This window comes from Arthrobacter sp. MYb214, from assembly GCF_002979865.1.
In the GTDB taxonomy this organism is placed as follows: Bacteria; Actinomycetota; Actinomycetes; order Actinomycetales; family Micrococcaceae; genus Glutamicibacter.
In genome coordinates this window covers 1,149,329-1,168,370 of the sequence record NZ_PCPZ01000001.1, presented here as the reverse complement: position 1 = coordinate 1,168,370, position 19,042 = coordinate 1,149,329, and the positions used below count along the sequence as shown (strand labels likewise).

Below are 19,042 nucleotides of genomic sequence, written 5' to 3'. Positions count from 1 at the left end.
CACCTCAGGCTACCGTCGTTTCCACCCCCGTGAGGCGTCATATAGCGGACGCTCGCTGAAAGGAAATGTAAGTGCTCATTACGCAGCGCCCAACCCTGACCGAAGAAGTAGTTGCCGAAAACCGCTCCCGGTTCGTTATCGAACCACTGGAGCCAGGCTTTGGCTACACCCTTGGTAACTCGCTCCGCCGTACTCTGCTCTCTTCGATTCCTGGTGCTTCTGTCACCAGTGTTCGAATTGACGGTGTACTGCACGAGTTCACCACCGTAGCCGGTGTCAAGGAAGATGTCACCGAACTGGTCTTGAACATCAAGAACCTGTCGGTATCTTCCGAGCACGACGAGCCAGTCGTTGCCTACCTGCGCAAGCAGGGCCCGGGCATCGTTACTGCAGCGGACATCACCCCTCCAGCAGGTGTGGAGTTCCACAACCCTGATCTGCACATCGCCACCCTCAACGCCAATGGCAAGTTCGACATGGAACTGACCATTGAGCGCGGCCGTGGCTATGTGTCTGCCGCTCAGAACAAGAACATTGATGGCGAGATCGGTCGAATCCCAGTTGATTCGATCTACTCCCCAGTGTTGAAGGTGACCTTCCGCGTGGAAGCAACCCGTGTCGAGCAGCGCACCGACTTCGATCGTTTGATCGTTGACGTGGAGACCAAGGAATCGATCACCCCGCGCGATGCAGTTGCATCCGCAGGTACCACCCTGGTTGAGCTGTTCGGTTTGTTCCGCGAACTGAACACTCAGGCTGAAGGTATCGAAATCGGTCCATCGCCAACCGATGCAGCTATGGCTGCTGACATGGCGCTGCCGATCGAGGATCTGGAACTCACCGTTCGTTCGTACAACTGCTTGAAGCGTGAGGGCATCCACTCTGTGGGTGAACTCGTAACCCGCTCCGAGGCCGACTTGATGGACATCCGCAACTTCGGTGCGAAGTCCATTGACGAAGTCAAGGCCAAGCTGGTTGAACTGGGTCTGGCCCTGAAGGATTCCCCTCCAGGCTTCGATCTGGCCGCTCGTAGCGCCATCGACGATGGCGACGAATACGACGAAGGTCTGTAAGACCCGCGTCTAGCGACACACTACTTCATCCGACTGAACGAAATATTCGTCCAGTACGGGTTATTCATCTAGGAGAACCACAATGCCTACCCCTACCAAGGGTCCGCGTCTCGGCGGCAGTGCAGCACATGAGCGATTGATTTTCGCTAACATGTCGGCACAGCTCTTCGAGAACAAGAAGATCACCACCACCCTGACCCGTGCCAAGCGTCTGCGTCCACACGCAGAGCGCCTGATCACCTTCGCTAAGCGCGGAGACCTGGCTTCGCGTCGCCGCGTCCAGGCCGTCATCGCTTCGCGTTCGCGCACCAACAAGTCGATCGTTCACGAACTGTTCGAGAACATCGCACCAGCAATGGCAAACCGCGAGGGTGGCTACACCCGCATCACCAAGATCGGTAACCGCAAGGGCGACAACGCTCCTATGGCTGTTATCGAGCTCGTGATGGAGCCAGTTTCGCCAAAGCAGGCTGTCGTCAAGGAAGCCACCAAGGCTGCCGAGAAGGCTGCTGAGACCGAAGAGGCCTAAGCCCCTTCGAGCTAATGCTCTCTGCCTGCAAAGCCGAAAAAGATTCCCGTTGGATCCGCAAGGAACCAACGGGAATCTTTTTTATGCCTGTTTGCGTGAAGACGCGGGTGATTTTGCCCGTCAGTTGGAGGGCAGGGGCATCCGCATCTTGGAATTGCCTAGCTGAACGAATCCATGTCCGGGCAAGCCGTATTCAGGTATTCGGTAGCCTCGGAAGCTTCAGTCGTATCCAGTTCGGCGATCTTCTGCGAAATTTCCATCATGTTGCTGCTGTTGCCCTCAGCCATCAGGCCAGCCATTTTCTTGGTCTGCTCCGATGCCGCATTCAAGGACGTGGCAAGCTTGTTGTCCTTCGTGTTCTCAGCGGCTTCGCCCAGGATGGAATCAAACTCGTTCATGATCTCGGCATAAGCCGATGTATCGCCAGCCAAGAGCTCAGCGCTGGAGTCCTCCGCCTTCTTCTGCAGTTCGCGTTCAGCCACCTGGTCGTTGATGTAAACGCAGGTTTCCTCGGTGGACATTTTGCCTGCACTGCAACCAGTGAGCATGACAGATGCAAGGGTGAGCGCAGCGGAAGATGCCGCGAACTTTTTCAACATGGAGATCCTTAGACGATGATGATCCGATGGCCCAGCACGTGAGGCACCGATAAGTACCTGTTTATTCTATAATCAGGAGTTATTGCAGGCAGTGTATGACATGAGCGGATCGGCAAGCAGCGGGTTCCTAAGAAGCGGACGGATCAGGTTCAGAAGCGGAAGCTGGGCACGTTTCACGCACATAGTCGGTGTATTGATCTTGCAGTCCGCCCTCGGTTGCCTCAACGTCTGACGCGAGCGTTGGATCGTCAAAGTAGCGATTGGCAATGAGGTCAATGAAGTCTTGGTAGTTTTCGATTTCGGACCGCAATGCAGTGCGCAAGTGCCTATTGCCAGTTTGCTCGGAGACTTCCCGGTGGATGCCGATGGCTGTTTCCATAGCCTCAATCGCAGGTTGTGAATTCTGCGCAAGAATTCCCATATATGCCAGGGCCCACTTTTCCTCGATGGAATGTTCTACGGCCAGTTCATTAATGAGGGCGCATGATTGCTTTGTGCTCAGCTGTCCCGAACTGCAGCCGCTTAAGCAGAGCGGGACAGCAACTGATATCGCGATAAAGCTAACTGCATTCCTGAACATGGCGAGTCCTTAGAACGTTGCTAGTGAACCAGCCGCCTGCGCGGCAGGTCCGTGGAATGCACATAGGCTACTCCCGGCAGCAGCTCTCGTTTTGGCGCCTGTGGATAACGGCGTGAAGGCGGGCACTTGATTCGACGGTTGCGCGTCTGCTTACGCATAATTGAATACATGAGTACTCAGCCAGAAAGCATCGATCCAATGGGCACCACCGCATTGGGGGCCACTGCAGCACCAGCATGGATCCGCATGCGCATGGTGCTCGGATACGACGGTGCCGCCTATAGCGGTTGGGCTCGCCAGCCCAATGTCTTGGGCGTGCAGCAGCTGGTTGAAGAGGCCCTGGAAATGATGATCCGGCGCCGCGTGCGCGTGGTTGTTGCCGGACGCACCGATGCAGGTGTGCATGCCCGCCACCAGGTGGTGCACTTCGATTTGACCGAGGAAGAATACGCGGGACTGCCACGCAAGGCGCCCTTGGCTCCCGGTCCTGCGCTCGTACGCCGCATCAACGGCATCCTTGGCCGTCAAGATGGTGCCGTTTGGGTGCATGAAGCCGAACGCGCACCAGAAGGCTTCGATGCCCGCTTCTCTGCGCTGGCCCGCCGCTACTCCTACCGGATTGCCGATGGGCAGCAGCGCTGGGATCCACTGACCCGCCACCTGACCACGTGGCACCGTGAAGAGCTGGATGTCGAGGCGATGAATCGCGAGGCGCAAAGCGTGCTGGGCCGCCACGACTTCTTGACCTACTGCAAGCCCCGTCCGCATGCCACGACCATTCGTACCCTGCAGGAATTCACCTTCACCCGCGGAGCCGACGGCTTGGTGCTGGCCCATTTGAAGGCCGATGCCTTCTGCCACAACATGGTCCGTGCGCTAATCGGTGCCGCGATGATGGTGGGGGATGGGCGTGAGCAACCGGGGTTCCTGGCCCAGCGGCTGGAACAGATGGTCCGCGACTCCAAGACCAAGCTTTCGCACCCGCGGGCTCTGGTCCTCGAAGAGGTCTACTACCCAGAGGCTGAAGAACTGGCAGAACGAGCACTTCTGACCCGCGCACGGCGAACCGAAGCCGAAGTTGACGAAGCCTGCATGGAAAGCTGATTAACCGATAATCCCCGGGATCTTAAGGGTGTTGTTGCTCACGACGTACATGCTTTTTTGGCCGGAAACACTTTAATCCGCTAAACTTTTATGAGTTGTGTATGTCCACGTTCGACACTACACGCCCAAGCGTGACGGCTTAGTTGCATAGTCGCTGGTCTGCTGGGTGTGCGAACAATATATGGACGGCCGGTTATCATCAGTCCTCACCTGGCGTACTGGTCTAAACACAAGAACAACACGACAGTGCCTGTCACTGGGGGATCTCACCGCCTTCAGCCAAGCGACTGTTTGACCAGAAACGAATCAACGTAAGGCAATTACTGTGCGTACGTACACCCCAAAGCCGGCTGACCAGACTCGTCAGTGGTTTGTCATTGACGCCACCGACGTAGTACTCGGCCGTCTCGCCGTCCAGGCCGCAACCCTGCTGCGCGGCAAGCACAAGCCAACCTATGCTGCACACATGGACATGGGCGACCATGTCATCATCATCAATGCAGACAAGGTTGCACTGACCGGTAAGAAGCTGCTGAACAAGCGCGCTTACCGCCACTCCGGTTTCCCAGGTGGCCTGAAGAGCATCAACTACGCAGACTTGCTGGAAAAGAACCCAGTACTGGCTGTTGAGAAGGCCATCAAGGGCATGCTGCCTAAGAACAAGCTTTCCGATGCCCAGCTGTCGAAGCTGAAGGTCTACCGCGGCGCCGAGCACCCACACGCTGCTCAGTCGCCAAAGGCACTGGAAATCACCCAGGTCGCTCAGTAGTCCTGGCCCCGAGAAGAAATACTTAATAGGAGATTATCGTGGCTCAGAACGCTGAAGAAACCACTGAATTCGAAGGCGAGACCCCTTCGACTTACACCACCGAGACCTCTGCTTCGGCTGTAGTTGCCGAAACCGAGCGCGCTCCGCTGACCGTTCCAGGTGCAGCAGTTGGCCGTCGCAAGCAGGCTATCGCCCGCGTTCGCCTGGTACCAGGCACCGGCAAGTGGACCGTTAACGGTCGCACCCTGGAGAACTTCTTCCCTAACAAGCTGCACCAGCAGGACGTCAACGAGCCTTTCAAGATCCTTGGTCTTGAGGGTGCTTACGACGTTATCGCTCGTATCAACGGTGGCGGCATTTCCGGCCAGGCCGGTGCACTGCGTTTGGGTATCGCTCGCTCGCTGAACGAGATCGATCGCGATGCAAACCGCGCTACCCTGAAGAAGGCTGGCTACTTGACTCGTGACGCACGCGTCATCGAGCGCAAGAAGGCTGGTCTGAAGAAGGCACGTAAGGCTTCGCAGTTCTCGAAGCGCTAAACCTTGCTTCAAGGTCTTTCCAAAGGCCCTGGCATCCTGCAAAGGACGCCGGGGCCTTTGGACTTTTAACGCCGAAGACTGCAAGATCCCATTAATCTTTTCTCATCTCACTGCCAATGCGGGACTTTAAGCCGTATAAATCAATGCAGAGGGCATATGATTGAAGGCGATGGCAAGGTTATTTGGGACCGATGGGGTCCGAGGAAAAGCAAACGAACTGTTAACTCCCGAGCTCGCGCTGGAACTGGCGCAGGCGGCATCGGTGGTGCTGGGCTTGAGCCAGCCAGAGGACGGCTACAAGCCGGTCGCTGTGGTTGCCAAGGACCCGCGCATCAGTGGTGACTTCCTGTCTGCCGCAATTGAGGCCGGCCTGGCCGCCTCCGGCGTAGACGTCATGGATGCCGGCACGCTGCCGACTCCTGCGGCGGCATTCCTGGTAGGGGACCTGAACGCCGATTTCGGTGTCATGATCTCCGCTTCGCACAACGCGGCTCCGGATAACGGTATTAAGTTCTTGGCCCGTGGCGGCAAAAAGCTGGACGATGCGCTGGAAGATGCCATCGAAGCCTGCTTGAAGATGCCAAAGCCACGTCCAACCGGCGGTGAGGTAGGTCGAGTCTCGCGTTTCGCCGACGCTGAGGACCGCTACATCATGCACCTGCTGCAGGCCCTGCCCAACCGGCTGGATGGCATGAAGGTAGTTCTGGACTGCGCCCACGGCGCTGCTTCGGGCTGCTCCCCAGAGGTGTTCAAGGCTGCCGGCGCAGAGATCGTCGTGATTGGCGCAGATCCAGACGGCATCAACATCAATGACGGCTACGGCTCCACCCACCTGGAGAAGCTGCAGGCCGCTGTGCTGGAGCACGGCGCGGACCTGGGCATCGCGCACGACGGCGACGCTGACCGCTGTCTCGCAGTAGACCATGAAGGCACCGTCGTCGACGGTGACCAGATCATGGCCGTCATGGCACTGGACATGAAGGACCGCGGCGAACTCAAGGACAACACCCTGGTTGCCACCGTGATGAGCAACCTCGGCCTGACCCTGGCCATGGAAGCAGCAGGCATCACTGTTAAGCAGACCGGCGTGGGTGACCGCTACGTGCTCGAAGGCATGCGCGAAGGCGATTACTCCCTGGGTGGCGAGCAATCCGGCCACGTGATCTTCTCCAAGCACGCCACCACCGGCGACGGCGTGCTGACCGGCCTGATGATCGCGGCCCGCGTGAAGGCTACCGGCAAGACCCTGAAGGAACTTGCTGCCGTGCTGACCGTCCTGCCACAGGTGCTGATCAACGTACGCGGCGTAGACAAGGCCAGCGTTCCAGAATGCGAACCGCTGCAGCGGGCAATTGCCGCTGCTGAGGCACGCTTGGGCACCACCGGCCGTGTGCTGCTGCGTCCATCGGGGACCGAGCCAGTAGTTCGCGTCATGGTCGAGGCAGCTACCCACGAGCAGGCCCAGGCCGAAGCCGAAGCTCTGGCAGGATCGGTCAAGGAGCATCTGGCCCTCTAGGCCCAGTAGCTTCCCAGCAACCAACACGTAAATATCAAGAAAACTCACACCCCCGCAGCGCGTTCCACGCCGGAACACGCTGCGGGGGTGTGGCATGCTAACTAATAGAAACTGATATCGGTTCGCGTTCTCGGAGAGAAGGACTTTCGTGACTTTACGCATCAGCGTGATCGGCACCGGCTACCTCGGTGCAACCCATGCCGCCTGCATGGCTGAACTGGGCTATGAAGTCATTGGACTGGACGTAGACAAAGCCAAGCTGGAAGCACTGGCCGCTGGCGTTCTGCCCTTCCACGAGCCAGGCCTGCCAGAACTGCTGCGCAAGCATGTGGCCTCCGGACGCCTGCGCTTCACCGACAGCTACGCAGAAGTCGCTGCCGGCGCGGATATCCACTTCATCACCGTGGGCACCCCGCAGCGCGCCGACTCGCAATCCGCAGACATGTCCTACGTAGACGGTGCTGTGGATTCGCTGCTGGAGCACATCACCGGCGAAGCGCTGATTGTCGGGAAGTCCACCGTGCCGGTAGGCACCGCACGCCGGCTGAGCGAGAAAATTGCCCAAGACGCCAAGAACGGAAGCAGCATCGCGCTGGCATGGAATCCGGAGTTCCTTCGAGAAGGCTTCGCCGTCCAGGATACCCTGCGCCCCGATCGCCTGGTCTACGGCCTGGAGCATGAACACGGACTGGAACTGCTGCGCAAAGTCTATGCACCGATCCTTGCCTTGGATACTCCGGAGATCGCCACGGACCTGGAGACTGCAGAACTGGTCAAGGTTGCAGCCAACGCCTTCCTGGCTACCAAGATTTCTTTCATCAACGCCTTTGCGGAGGTGACTGAAACCGTAGGCGGCGACATTAAGGTCCTTGCCGACGCCATTGGCCACGATAAGCGCATTGGACGCCGTTTCCTGAACGCTGGAGTGGGCTTCGGTGGCGGTTGCCTGCCCAAGGACATTCGAGCCCTCCAAGCACGCGTCAGCGAACTTGGCCTGAGCCAGACCATGGGCTTCTTGGCTGAAGTCGACCAGATCAATTTGCGACGCCGTGACCGCGTGGTCTCGCTGGCCTCGCACATGCTGGGCAATGAGCTGGCAGGCAAGCATGTCTGCGTACTCGGCGTGACTTTCAAGCCGAACAGCGATGATGTGCGGGACTCGCCAGCACTGGATATAGCCGTCCGCCTGTACAACGAGGGCGCTGAAGTCTCGGTCTACGACCCAGAAGGCAACGCCAACGCTGCCGGCCGTTTCCCGCGCTTGAACTACGTTGATTCCTTCAAGGAAGCGGCGAAGGATGCGGACCTGACCTTGGTGCTGACCGAATGGAATGAATTCCGCGAACTGAATCCGTCGGATCTGGCGGATCTAGTGGCCAACAAGCAGCTGATTGACGGGCGCAACGTCCTGGACCGCCCTGAATGGCGGAATCAGGGCTGGACTGTTACCGGTCCGGGTGAATACTTCGAGCTGGGCAACATGGCTCCGGCAACTACCTCGATTCCGGTACAGGCTTCCTGAAGCTAGCTGCGGTACGCGACCGCAACTGCAAGAGAGGGGGAGCCGCATGGCATACACTGTGGTCACCGGCGGTGGTCGTGGGTTAGGAGCCGCGATTGCGCTGCGTCTAGCCACCGACCGCAACTTGATCATCGGCTACAGGCAGGATGAGAAATCGGCGCAGGCAGTGGCAGATAAAGTCCGTGAGCTCGGCGCGATTTGCCATGTCCTGCAGATCGACTGCGCCAATGAAGAATCAGTGGCAAGGTTCTTCGCCCGAGTGAAGGACATTGGGGAACTTGAAGGACTGGTAAACAACGCGGGATCAGCGACGGCCATCGGAAATCTGGCAGACAACGAGTTGACCGATATCGCCGCGGATCTGAACGTGAACCTTCTGGGCCCAATTACCTGCATTAAATATGCGCTGCCCCTGCTCCGGTCACATGGCGGTGGTGCAATCGTGAACATTTCATCGGTGGCGGCTGAATCCGGAAGCCCCTTCACGTACGTGCATTACGCTGCAGCCAAGGCCGGAGTAGAAGCCTTGACAGTGGGACTGTCCAAGGAACTGGCTAAGGACGGCATCCGAGTGAATGCGGTTAGCCCGGGAACGCTTTGGACTGAATTCCATAAGGATCCACAGCGCCCTGCGCAAATCGCCGAGACGATCCCGATGGGACGCGCAGGCAAGCCGACAGAAGTAGCCGGTGCGGTGGCTTGGCTATTGTCTAGCGAAGCCGCCTACACCACCGGCAGCGTTCTCAAAGTTTCTGGCGGCCTCTAGAGGGACCCAGAGCCTAGAAGCCGAACTGCTTCATGACCTTAGGCAGGTTCTCGATCAGGCGCGAAGCATTGACAGTTCCCTCTGAAGCGGTCACCCGGCCCAGGTGGCCATGAATGTAAGCGGCACACGCGGTCAGTTCCATCATGCGGCGGTTAGGCACGGTTCGCAGGCCTTCGGTGCCCGTGAGCGAGCTGTCGGAGAGCATGTAGCCCAGGATGCCGGTCAGGACATCGCCGCTGCCTGCAGTGGCCAATTCTGGTGCCGAGTGGCTCACCATCAGGCTGTCGCCATTGGGGGCCACAATGTAGCTGGTTGGTCCCTTGAGCAGGACCACGGCGTTGTATGCCAGGGCGGCCCACCGGGTCCAGCGAATCGGGTCCTGGGAAATCTCATCGGGAGTGATCTTCACTCCAGCGCGGCTGAGCAGCATGCGCAGTTCCTTGGCATGAGGCGTCAGCACGCGAGGCTGCTCGCTTGGGCCGGCAGGAACGACTTCCAATCCGGACGCGTCAATGACGGCCGGCTGCGGGCTGGCAAAGACATCAGCGATGGCGCCAGTCGGGGGAGTGCGTCCATCCAAGCCCGGGCCAATGGCCCAAGCCTTGATCTTGGCGCCCTTGCCGTGAATCTGACGGCGGGAGGAAGACAGCGCTTCCTTGATCTGCTCATCATCCAGTGGCACGGACTCCGGCACGGCGACGGCCATGAGCGGCTGAATGGATTCTGGCACGTGGGTGCGAAGCAATCCGACGCCGCAGGCTACAGCGGCCTTGGCGGTCAGCTGAGCAGCTCCGGGATAAAGGCCGGAACCGGCGATGAGTCCCAGGACTCCACGCTGGTACTTGTGCCGTCCGGCATCCCGCCAAGAGCGGTGCTGGTCCAGCAGCTCGCGAGTGGCCACCTCGTCCACAAGCTGCGTTCCAGCTTGGACGGAAGAAAAGTCGAATTCGAGATCTGCCACGGTAATGTCACCGGTAACCAGCGGTCCGTCTACAGACAGAAGACCGGATTTCATGGCACCGAAAGTTACCGTGCGTTCTGCGCGAAGAACAGAGTCCTGCGCAACGCCCGTTTCAGGATCCAGGCCTGAAGGAATATCGCAGGCCAGCACCCGTGCGCCAGCAGGAAGCTTCGGCAAATCAGAGCCGGCACGGTATCCAAGGCCGTAGATGGCGTCAATAATGAGCGAGGCATTAGCTAATTCGCCTTGACCGTCGGAGAGGTCCAGCACGGTACCGCCGGCAGCTTGATATGCTGCAGCACCTTCGGCATGGATCTGTTCGTGGCACTGCAGAGCCAGAGTGGAAATCTTCTGCAGTTGGAGCTCTGCCAGTGCATACAAGCCATCTCCACCGTTGTTGCCCGGGCCGATAAGCGCCACCACGAAAGCCGGATCGGCGCTGGAATTCTCGGTCAGCATGGCGACTGCCGTTGAAGCCAAATGGGCGGCTGCTTGCTTCATTAAGCTGGTCTCGCCCCGCTTGGAGTTCTCCTGGGCTTCAACCGCACGAATTTGCGCAACACTGTAGACAGGAATCATAAGACAAACAATACTCAAGGCACCTGTGCGATGCCCTATTTAATGAGATGCGTGTCGTTATTCTTTCGTCGTGGCGTTGGTGCCTAGCGTTCTGCAACCACCATTGCGATAGCCATATCTCCATCGTGGGACATGGTCAGATGCCATGATTTGATGCCACGCAGCTCGCTGGCAGCGGCCACTGAACCAGTGTTGTGAACCTGGGGATCACCGGCTTCATCTTTGCGGATAGTGCAGTCCTGCCAGTTCATGCCCGCAGGAGCTCCCAGCGCCTTGGCGATGGCTTCCTTGGCCGCGAAGCGGGCCGCCAGGGATCGCAGGGGCAGGCCCCGCTCTTCTTCGGTGAAGAGCCGTTCACGCAAGCGTGGAGTCTTCTCGAGCTGGCGGCCAAAACGCGGCACATCAACGATGTCCACTCCAATTCCTGCAATCATGCCTATCAGTTTATCCAGTGCTTGCAGGGCATAAAAATTGCGGGCATTCCCGGAAAGGGAATGCCCGCAATTCTGGTGCTCGGTGGATTACTCCACGGTCACCGACTTGGCCAAGTTGCGTGGCTGGTCGACATCGAAGCCCTTGGCGGATGCCAGTTCGCAAGCGAAGATCTGCAGTGGCACGGTGGCCAGCAGAGGCATCAGCAGGGTTGGGGTTTCTGGCACGTAGAAGACCCACTCGGAGAAGTCCTTGACCGCAGCATCGCCATCTTCGGCAATAACCAGGGTCTTAGCGCCACGGGCGCGCACTTCCTGGATATTGGAGACAACCTTGGAGTGCAGCGAGTCGCGACCACGAGGGGAAGGAACTACGACGAACACTGGCTGGCCATCGTCGATCAGGGCGATAGGGCCGTGCTTCAGCTCGCCAGCGGCGAAGCCTTCAGCATGGATGTAGGCGATTTCCTTGAGCTTCAAGGCGCCTTCCATTGCTACCGGGTAGCCTACGTGGCGGCCCAGGAACAGCACGGAGTTGGCATCTGACATGTTGCGTGCCAGATCCTTGATCTCTTCCGCGCGGTCCAAGACGTCCTGGATCTTGGAAGGGATCTTGCCCAGGTCGGCAAGGATGTCCTTGATCTGGCCCTGGAACAGGTTGCCGCGCAGCTGCGCCAGATACAGGCCCAGCAGGTAGGTTGCGGTGATCTGTGCCAGGAATGCCTTGGTGGAAGCCACAGCAATTTCCGGACCAGCGTGGGTGTACAGCACCGCATCCGATTCGCGTGGGATGGTCGATCCGTTGGTGTTGCAGATCGACATGGTCTTGGCGCCCTGCTCCTTGGCGTAACGCACAGCCATCAAGGTGTCCATGGTTTCGCCGGACTGGGAGATCGAAACGATCAGGGTCTTTTCGTCCACGATTGGCTCGCGGTAGCGGAACTCGTGGGAGAGCTCAACTTCTACCGGGATACGGCACCAGGACTCGATAGCGTACTTGGCCACGGAGCCGGCATATGCCGAGGTGCCGCAAGCAAGAACAACAATCTTGGAGATTTCGGCCAGTTCCTCTGGAGCGATACGCAGTTCGTCCAGGGTCAGTCGGCCATCAGCGTCCGAGCGGCCCAGCAGGGTGTCGGCAACAGCTGCAGGCTGGTCGAAGATTTCCTTCTCCATGAAGGATGGGAAGCCGCCCTTTTCAGCGCTGGCTGCATCCCAGTCAACGGTGAATTCCTTGCCTTCGGCCGGGTTGCCGTCGAAGTCGGTGATGGAATGGTTATCCGGGGTGATGGTTACGATCTGGTCCTGGCCCAGTTCTACGGCACGACGGGTGAAGTCGATGAAGCCGGAGACATCCGAACCCAGGAAGTTTTCGCCATCGCCCAGACCGAGAACCAGAGGGGAGTTGCGGCGAGCCGCAACGACAACACCTGGGTGGTCCTGGTGAACTGCCAAGAGGGTGAAAGCACCTTCGAGCTGCTGAACAGCAAGCTGCATGGCGCGGGTCAAATCGCCTTCGGCCTCGGAGCTGTAGAGCTTGCCCAGCAGAGCTGCGGCAACCTCGGTATCGGTATCCGAGAGGAATTCAACGCTCTCGGCTGCCAAGCCGGCCTTGATGCCGGCGAAGTTTTCAATAATTCCGTTGTGGATCATGGCAAGCTTGCCACCATCGGCCAGGTGTGGGTGAGCGTTCTGATCGCTCGGACCACCGTGGGTTGCCCAACGGGTATGCCCAATGCCGGTCATCGACTTAGGCAATGGGGACTCGGCAATTTCATTTTCCAGATTGACCAGCTTGCCGGCCTTCTTACGAGAATGAATGGCGCCATCGGCAACAACAGCGACACCAGCCGAGTCGTAGCCGCGGTATTCCAACCGACGCAAACCTTCAATTAGAACGTCGAGGGCGCCATGATCGGCGACCTGGCTCGAGGTTCCTGCATATCCAACAATTCCGCACATGGGAAAAATCCTACCGGTTCAATGCCCATCGATGGGAATAATCGTGTCGGAGCACTCAAAATTACCTATGTCTTAGATCACCAGTCGGCCGTTTTTTGACTAATCCAATTGCCTTGTTGATGTTGTTAATTGGGATGTGGAGCATATTCTTGGCAGAATTTACCCTCGTGGAACCACACGGAACACTTGAAACGCCTATCTCGCCTTTCGTTGAACTGGAGCGCGAGACATGGGCGCGCCTGTCCAATCAAATGGAACAGCCGCTGAACTACTCGGACATTGAGCGGCTACGCGGCCTCGGCGACCAGCTGGACTTGCAAGAGGTCCGGGACGTCTACCTGCCACTGAGCCGCCTGCTGTCGCTTTATGTCGAGGGTGCCGGCGCGACGCATCAGGCAACCACTACCTTCTTGGGCGAGCAGACCAGCCGCACGCCTTTTGTCATCGGCGTCGCCGGCTCGGTTGCCGTGGGGAAGTCCACAACTGCCCGTGTACTGCAGGAAATGCTGCGCCGCTGGCCGCATACGCCTGATGTCCAGCTCATAACCACTGATGGCTTCTTGTACCCGAATGCCGAGCTCGAGCGCCGCGGGATCATGCACCGCAAGGGGTTCCCCGAATCCTATGACCGGCGGGCGCTGCTGCGCTTTGTCTCGGCGGTAAAGTCCGGTGCCCCAGAAGTAAGCGCTCCGGTCTACTCGCACCTGACCTACGACATCATCCCGGGGGAGCGCAACGTAATCCGCTCACCGCAGGTATTGATTGTCGAGGGACTGAACGTATTGCAGCCTGCTCGAACCCGTTCCGATGGGACCGTGGGCCTGGCCCTGAGCGACTTCTTCGACTTCTCCGTCTACGTGGATGCGCGTACCGCGGATATCGAAGAGTGGTACATCAAGCGGTTCATGCGTCTGCGCTCCGGTGCCTTCTCCGACCCTGCCAGCTACTTCCACCGCTATGCCCAGCTCACTGATGTCGAGGCACGGGAAACTGCTCACGGTATCTGGAAGCGCATTAACGAGCCGAACCTCAGGGAAAACGTCTTGCCTACGCGTGGGCGGGCGCAATTAGTACTGCGCAAGGCGGCGGATCACTCGGTGCGCAGGATGCTATTGAGGAAAATCTAGGCTTCTTCAGCTGATATTTAAGCAAACGATTTCTGTGAGTTTGCCGAACTATTACAGATCGGAGCCAAAATTCGTAGTCGTGCTGTGATTTTCCTGTGTATGCTCTAACCATGCTAAAAGGTTTCCGCGATTTTATTATGAAGGGCAACGTTGTCGATCTGGCCGTTGCTGTTGTTATCGGCGCTGCCTTCGGCGCTGTAGTCACCGCCTTGGTCGATAATGTGCTGATGCCATTGATCGCCGCCCTGGTTGGATCTCCAAACTTCGACAGCTTCTTGTTGCTAACCATTGACGGCGTTGACATCAAGTTCGGTGTCTTCCTGACTGCACTGGTCAACTTCCTGCTGATTGCTGCAGCTGTCTACTTCGCGCTGGTTCTGCCAATGACCAAGCTCAACGAGCGACTGGCTGCACGCCGTGCTGCCGGTGCAGAAGAGCCAGAGGAAGAAGTAGATCCACAGCTGGAGCTGCTCGCCCAGATCCGCGACGAGCTGAAGACTCTGCGCTAAGCCCTGACAAACATCCGTCTCAAAGGGGCGGACCCAGCAACACAGTTGCTTGGGTCCGCCCCTTCCGACTTTAACTCGCACTATGTGCCGAACTGCGCACGGGTGAACAAGGCAAGCGGAACCGAAAAGTGCGAAGATGAATAGGTGAACTCTGAAGCGCTTGAAGAAAGCAACCTGACAAAGAGCACCAGCGGTGCACAGGCTATCGGATTTGAACGTCGTGCAGTCATTGACTTGTCGGCCATCCGCAACAACGTCAAGCAGATTTCTGATGTTGTAGCCCCAGCTGCAGTTATGGCCGTCGTCAAAGCAGACGCCTACGGCCATGGAGCTATCCCCGTAGCCAAGGCCGCCTTGGAGGGCGGCGCCCGCTGGATCGGGTGTGCCCATGCCACGGAAGCTCTCGCCCTGCGTGAAGCGGGCATCGATGCTCCCATGATGGCCTGGCTGCACACCGAGGACACCCCATTCGAGGCCGCCATTGATGCCGGTCTTGATCTGGGAGTCTCAGGCTGGGAGCTGGAATACGTTGCCGCCGCAGCACGTGCCGTGCAGACACCGGCACGTATCCACATCAAGGTGGACACAGGACTTGGCCGCAATGGCTCAACTATGGATGCCCTGCCTGATCTGTTGAACCGCGCCAGCGACTTCCAAGAAGAAGGACTGCTGCGCGTAGTTGGCATCTTCTCCCACCTCGCGGTCGCAGATGAGCCAGAGCGGCCCGAAACGGACGAGCAGCTGGAAATCTTCAACAAGGCCATAGAACTGGTAGAAGCAGCCGGCTTCGATCTTGAAGTGCGCCATATCGCCAATACGCCGGGTATCCTTTCGCGACCTGATTCGCACCACGACATGGTGCGCTTGGGGTTGGGCTTGTATGGCCTGAGCCCCTTTGAAACCGACTCGCCAGAAAGTTTCGGCCTGCGTCCAGCCATGACAGTGAAGACCCGCGTGGCTAACGTCAAGAAGGTCCATCCGGGGCAGGGCGTGTCCTACGGCCTGAATTACAAGACTGAAGCGGAGACCTACCTCGGGCTGATCCCCATGGGCTATGCAGACGGTTTGCCGCGCATCGCAACAGGTGCGCCGGTAACAGTTAACGGACGCACCTACCCGGTACGCGGACGCATCGCCATGGACCAGTGCGTCATTGATCTGGGCGCGGACATCAAGCCTGAGGACTTCCTCGGCGCCGAGGCGATTATCTTCGGTAAAGGCGGGCAGTCGGTGAACACTTGGGCCTATGCGGCGAACACCATCAACTACGAAGTGGTAACCCGCATTTCTCCGCGCGTGCCCCGCTACTACATCGAAGGCAGCTGGGGTGAAGCCGGTGAGTAACCCGGTGCGGGAATTCTCCTGCCAACTAGATGACCTCACTGTTACCGAAGCGCTGGGGGAAGCTCTTGGTGCCCAGCTCAAAGCCGGAGACTTGGTGATTCTTACCGGGGCCTTGGGCGCTGGTAAGACGACCCTGACTCAGTCACTGGGCGTGGGACTGAATGTACGCGAGGGAATCATCTCGCCTACATTCGTTTTGGCCCGCCAGCACCCGGCGCTAGGCGATGGCCCCGGACTGATCCACGTGGATGCCTACCGCTTGAAGGGCCACGACGACGTGGACACCCTGGATCTCGAATCAACGCTGGCTGATTCAGTCACCGTTGTGGAGTGGGGGCTGGGCAAGGTGGAACATCTCACGGACTCGCGTCTGGAAATCCAGCTGGACCGCGAAGCCCTGGCCGCACCGAGTGCCAACCCGTGGGAAGAATCGGAGGAAGAGCTGGACGAGCCGCGGTTGTTTAGCCTGAAGGGGATCGGCCCGCGCTGGGACGAGGACACCTTTGCCCAGTTGAAAGACACTTTGCTGTCTGCAGTAACTGCGCAGCACACGGAAGAGAAGCATGCCTAACTACTTAGCTATCGACACCTCCGCCAACGCATCGGTGGCACTGGTTGACAATGCCACCGGTTTAGTTGTCGACCAGCGGGTTTCATCCAAGGGGAACGACCAGACCGAAACCCTGTCGGCATACGTCAAGGAACTCTTGGACGCTCATGGACAGAAAGGCCAAGACCTTGCTGGCATTATCGTTGGCGTAGGGCCGGGCCCGTTCACCGGCCTGCGCGTTGGCTTGGTTGCCGCGCGTACCTTCGGCTTCGTATGGCAGGTACCCGTGCATGGTGTGATGTCCTTGCATGCGCTCGCCGAACAGGTGCTGGATGCAGGCGAGGCTCCGGCACAGTTCATTGTGGCTTCCGATGCGCGCCGCAAAGAAGTGTACTGGGCTCGCTACGACCAGGACGGAGCCATGGTTGATGGCCCGCATGTTTCAGCTGCTTCAGCCCTTCCTGCATTCCCGGTCTACGGCATTGGCGCCGGAATCTATGCCGAGCAATTGGAAGAAGCCGGGGCCAAGCCCATGCCTGAGTCCTTTGAATGGATTGCAAACGCTGGCTACCTCGTCCGCCGAGGCATAAGCGATCTGGCTGCGGGCAAGGATCTGTCTGACACTTCGCCGCAGTACCTGCGTGAATCCGATGCACAGGTTCCGGCGTTCATGAAGCAGGCTAAGTGATGAACGAGGCGAACCAGGTCATCCTGCGTCCCATGGTTGCCGAGGATCTGCTGGCCGTCCACGAGCTGGAACAGCAGCTGTTTCCCGAGGATGCATGGCCACTGGCTGGTTTCGAATCCGAGCTAGCGCAGCGCGACACCCGCACCTACTGGGTCTATGAAGACTCTGGTCGAGTTATCGGCTATGCCGGCCTGTGCGTGGTCTTGCCGATTGCCGATGTGCAAACTATTGCCATGCACCCGGACTACCAAGGGCGAGGCTTGGGACGCAAGCTTTTGGCATTGCTCATCCAGACCGCAGGCGAGAAGAATGCATTGGATGTGATGCTCGAAGTTCGCTTTGATAACCCCGGTGCCATTGGTCTGTATGAATCCATGGGATTCACTACCATTCACCGTCGCAAGGGCTACTACAAGGGCGGGGTAGACGCGCTTATTATGAGACTGCCGCTGGATGTCCAGCAAGGACAAGAGGAAGAACGCAACGCATGAGCAACACAGAACCCGTAGTACTGGGCATCGAGTCTTCCTGCGATGAAACCGGCGTGGGCATCGTGCGCGGCAATAGGCTGCTTGCTAACGCTGTCTCCAGTTCCATGGATGAGCACGTACGCTTTGGAGGAGTGATTCCCGAGATCGCTGCGCGAGCTCACTTGGAAGCCTTTGTGCCCACCCTGCAGTCAGCTCTGGACACCGCGGAACTGACTCTTGATGACATTGACGCCATTGCCGTGACCAGCGGTCCAGGCCTGGCCGGTGCTCTGATGGTTGGAGTTTCGGCAGCCAAGGCTCTGGCGTTGGCTACAGGGAAGCCGTTGTACGGGATCAACCACTTGGTTGCTCACGTAGGTGTTGGCGTTCTCGAAGGAACCGTATTGCCGCCAACTTTCGGGGCACTGCTGGTCTCAGGGGGGCACACCGAAATCTTGAAGGTCACTTCGCTGACTAACGACGTGCAGCTGTTGGGCTCCACGATTGATGATGCAGCCGGTGAAGCCTATGACAAGACTGCTCGTTTGCTGGGTCTCGGGTATCCAGGTGGTCCGGCTATCGACAAGGCGGCTAAGGATGGAGACCGAAAGGCATTCCGATTCCCTCGCGGCTTGTCGCTGCCGAAGTTCGTGGGCAGTGCCGAGAATCCTGGCAAGCACCGCAACAACTTCTCGTTCTCAGGACTGAAGACTGCTGTAGCCCGTTGCGTCGAGCACTTCGAGGCCAACGGCGGAGAGATCCCAGTTGCTGACATTGCCGCTTCATTCCAGGAAGCTGTCGTAGACGTGATCACGTCGAAGGCAGTCCGGGCGATGCAGGAACAGGGACTGAAGACTCTGCTTCTGGGCGGGGGAGTGGCGGCGAATACTCGACTGCGTGAACTTCTGGCGGCCCGATGTGCTTCTGCGGGCATAGCCTTGGTGGTTCCTCCGTTTAGCTTGTGCACGGACAACGGCGGAATGGTTGCAGCTCTCGGCGCGCAGCTGGTTGCTGATGGCGTTTCTCCGTCTGGGCTGGAATTCGCAACCGACTCTTCGCAGCCGGTAACGAACATCGTTTTGAATTCTCGAAGCTAGACACCTGAGCAACCTCAGTTTGGGGCCACCACGTACAGGCGGTGGACCCCAAACTAATTTCTAGGGTTGTCCATCCTAATCGGCATTCGTAGTCAAGATCTGTCGGTCCAAGACTAAACAAAACTCCTAACGGGGTCATGAGCCACTGAGTGGAAAAGCGAACAGCAAGACCTCTTGCACCTATGTACGTCTATGTGTCTCAGGGTAATGATTCGTCATAGCATCACGTTGCGAAGGCTTCCTAGCCCGATCTTGCAAACCAGTCGCAAGAAGAAAATGAACTATCTCGTCCGGGGCATCCACCTCTAGCTAGGCATTGATTGCCTT

General features: G+C 58.4%; 19 protein-coding genes and 1 pseudogene. 15 read left to right on the top strand and 5 right to left on the bottom strand.

The window, feature by feature from the left end:
• Positions 1 to 71: 71 nt before the first annotated feature.
• On the top strand, positions 72 to 1,073 hold the full coding sequence (locus tag CQ012_RS05425) for a DNA-directed RNA polymerase subunit alpha (RefSeq protein WP_105657647.1): 1,002 nt from the start codon (positions 72 to 74) through the stop codon (positions 1,071 to 1,073).
• Positions 1,074 to 1,155: 82 nt separating this feature from the next.
• Positions 1,156 to 1,596: pseudogene (gene rplQ, locus CQ012_RS05420) on the top strand (50S ribosomal protein L17); the annotation flags it as partial.
• Between the two features lie 164 nt (positions 1,597 to 1,760).
• Here rplQ and CQ012_RS05415 read toward each other — a convergent pair.
• Together CQ012_RS05415 and CQ012_RS17380 are read right to left on the bottom strand one after the other, a co-directional pair.
• A complete protein-coding gene (locus CQ012_RS05415; RefSeq protein ID WP_105657645.1) occupies positions 1,761 to 2,201 on the bottom strand; it encodes a hypothetical protein in 441 nt (146 codons plus the stop codon).
• A 127-nt stretch (positions 2,202 to 2,328) separates the two neighbouring features.
• The gene (locus tag CQ012_RS17380; RefSeq protein ID WP_146112909.1) at positions 2,329 to 2,781 is read right to left on the bottom strand and encodes a hypothetical protein; all 453 of its coding nucleotides are present in this window, start codon (positions 2,779 to 2,781) and stop codon (positions 2,329 to 2,331) included.
• Between the two features lie 168 nt (positions 2,782 to 2,949).
• On the opposite strand from CQ012_RS17380, the gene truA reads away from it, so the two are divergent.
• The 6 genes from truA to CQ012_RS05380 all read left to right on the top strand — a co-directional run bounded on the left by truA (position 2,950) and on the right by CQ012_RS05380 (position 8,997).
• Positions 2,950 to 3,885 (top strand): tRNA pseudouridine(38-40) synthase TruA, encoded by a 936-nt coding sequence (gene truA, locus CQ012_RS05405; RefSeq protein WP_286134203.1) that lies wholly within the window; start codon positions 2,950 to 2,952, stop codon positions 3,883 to 3,885.
• 325 nt (positions 3,886 to 4,210) lie between these two features.
• On the top strand, positions 4,211 to 4,654 hold the full coding sequence (gene rplM, locus CQ012_RS05400; RefSeq protein WP_105657642.1) for a 50S ribosomal protein L13: 444 nt from the start codon (positions 4,211 to 4,213) through the stop codon (positions 4,652 to 4,654).
• Between the two features lie 38 nt (positions 4,655 to 4,692).
• A complete protein-coding gene (gene rpsI, locus CQ012_RS05395) occupies positions 4,693 to 5,193 on the top strand; it encodes a 30S ribosomal protein S9 (protein ID WP_060702200.1) in 501 nt (166 codons plus the stop codon).
• A 169-nt stretch (positions 5,194 to 5,362) separates the two neighbouring features.
• On the top strand, positions 5,363 to 6,709 hold the full coding sequence (glmM, locus tag CQ012_RS05390) for a phosphoglucosamine mutase (protein WP_105657641.1): 1,347 nt from the start codon (positions 5,363 to 5,365) through the stop codon (positions 6,707 to 6,709).
• Between the two features lie 148 nt (positions 6,710 to 6,857).
• Positions 6,858 to 8,231, top strand: coding sequence for a UDP-glucose dehydrogenase family protein (locus CQ012_RS05385; RefSeq protein WP_105657640.1), 1,374 nt, complete (start codon positions 6,858 to 6,860; stop codon positions 8,229 to 8,231).
• 58 nt (positions 8,232 to 8,289) lie between these two features.
• The gene (locus CQ012_RS05380) at positions 8,290 to 8,997 is read left to right on the top strand and encodes an SDR family NAD(P)-dependent oxidoreductase (RefSeq protein WP_219844124.1); all 708 of its coding nucleotides are present in this window, start codon (positions 8,290 to 8,292) and stop codon (positions 8,995 to 8,997) included.
• Between the two features lie 13 nt (positions 8,998 to 9,010).
• On the opposite strand, the gene CQ012_RS05375 is transcribed toward CQ012_RS05380, so the two are convergent.
• The 3 genes from CQ012_RS05375 to glmS all read right to left on the bottom strand — a co-directional run bounded on the left by CQ012_RS05375 (position 9,011) and on the right by glmS (position 12,930).
• Positions 9,011 to 10,459 carry an NAD(P)H-hydrate dehydratase gene (locus CQ012_RS05375; protein ID WP_166650718.1) on the bottom strand — a complete coding sequence of 483 codons (1,449 nt, stop codon included), beginning with the start codon at positions 10,457 to 10,459 and terminating at the stop codon, positions 9,011 to 9,013.
• Positions 10,460 to 10,620: 161 nt separating this feature from the next.
• Positions 10,621 to 10,971, bottom strand: coding sequence for a holo-ACP synthase (locus CQ012_RS05370; RefSeq protein ID WP_105657637.1), 351 nt, complete (start codon positions 10,969 to 10,971; stop codon positions 10,621 to 10,623).
• Between the two features lie 87 nt (positions 10,972 to 11,058).
• Positions 11,059 to 12,930: a glutamine--fructose-6-phosphate transaminase (isomerizing) gene (gene glmS / locus CQ012_RS05365; protein ID WP_105657636.1), complete on the bottom strand. Its 1,872-nt coding sequence runs from the start codon at positions 12,928 to 12,930 to the stop codon at positions 11,059 to 11,061.
• Positions 12,931 to 13,097: 167 nt separating this feature from the next.
• On the opposite strand from glmS, the gene coaA reads away from it, so the two are divergent.
• The 7 genes from coaA to tsaD all read left to right on the top strand — a co-directional run bounded on the left by coaA (position 13,098) and on the right by tsaD (position 18,715).
• On the top strand, positions 13,098 to 14,057 hold the full coding sequence (gene coaA / locus CQ012_RS05360) for a type I pantothenate kinase (protein ID WP_105657688.1): 960 nt from the start codon (positions 13,098 to 13,100) through the stop codon (positions 14,055 to 14,057).
• A 110-nt stretch (positions 14,058 to 14,167) separates the two neighbouring features.
• Complete coding sequence (gene mscL, locus CQ012_RS05355; RefSeq protein WP_105657635.1) at positions 14,168 to 14,566, top strand: large conductance mechanosensitive channel protein MscL; 399 nt, start codon at positions 14,168 to 14,170, stop codon at positions 14,564 to 14,566.
• A gap of 144 nt (positions 14,567 to 14,710) precedes the next feature.
• A complete protein-coding gene (gene alr / locus CQ012_RS05350) occupies positions 14,711 to 15,910 on the top strand; it encodes an alanine racemase (RefSeq protein ID WP_105657634.1) in 1,200 nt (399 codons plus the stop codon).
• Positions 15,903 to 16,481 carry a tRNA (adenosine(37)-N6)-threonylcarbamoyltransferase complex ATPase subunit type 1 TsaE gene (gene tsaE, locus CQ012_RS05345; protein ID WP_105657687.1) on the top strand — a complete coding sequence of 193 codons (579 nt, stop codon included), beginning with the start codon at positions 15,903 to 15,905 and terminating at the stop codon, positions 16,479 to 16,481. Before alr ends, tsaE begins: the two co-directional genes overlap by 8 nt.
• Positions 16,474 to 17,148: a tRNA (adenosine(37)-N6)-threonylcarbamoyltransferase complex dimerization subunit type 1 TsaB gene (gene tsaB, locus CQ012_RS05340; RefSeq protein ID WP_105657633.1), complete on the top strand. Its 675-nt coding sequence runs from the start codon at positions 16,474 to 16,476 to the stop codon at positions 17,146 to 17,148. Before tsaE ends, tsaB begins: the two co-directional genes overlap by 8 nt.
• Positions 17,148 to 17,639, top strand: a complete 492-nt coding sequence (gene rimI, locus CQ012_RS05335; protein ID WP_105657632.1) for a ribosomal protein S18-alanine N-acetyltransferase — start codon at positions 17,148 to 17,150, stop codon at positions 17,637 to 17,639. Before tsaB ends, rimI begins: the two co-directional genes overlap by 1 nt.
• A complete protein-coding gene (tsaD, locus tag CQ012_RS05330; RefSeq protein WP_105661537.1) occupies positions 17,636 to 18,715 on the top strand; it encodes a tRNA (adenosine(37)-N6)-threonylcarbamoyltransferase complex transferase subunit TsaD in 1,080 nt (359 codons plus the stop codon). The genes rimI and tsaD overlap by 4 nt, the downstream gene beginning before the upstream one ends.
• Positions 18,716 to 19,042: the final 327 nt, after the last annotated feature.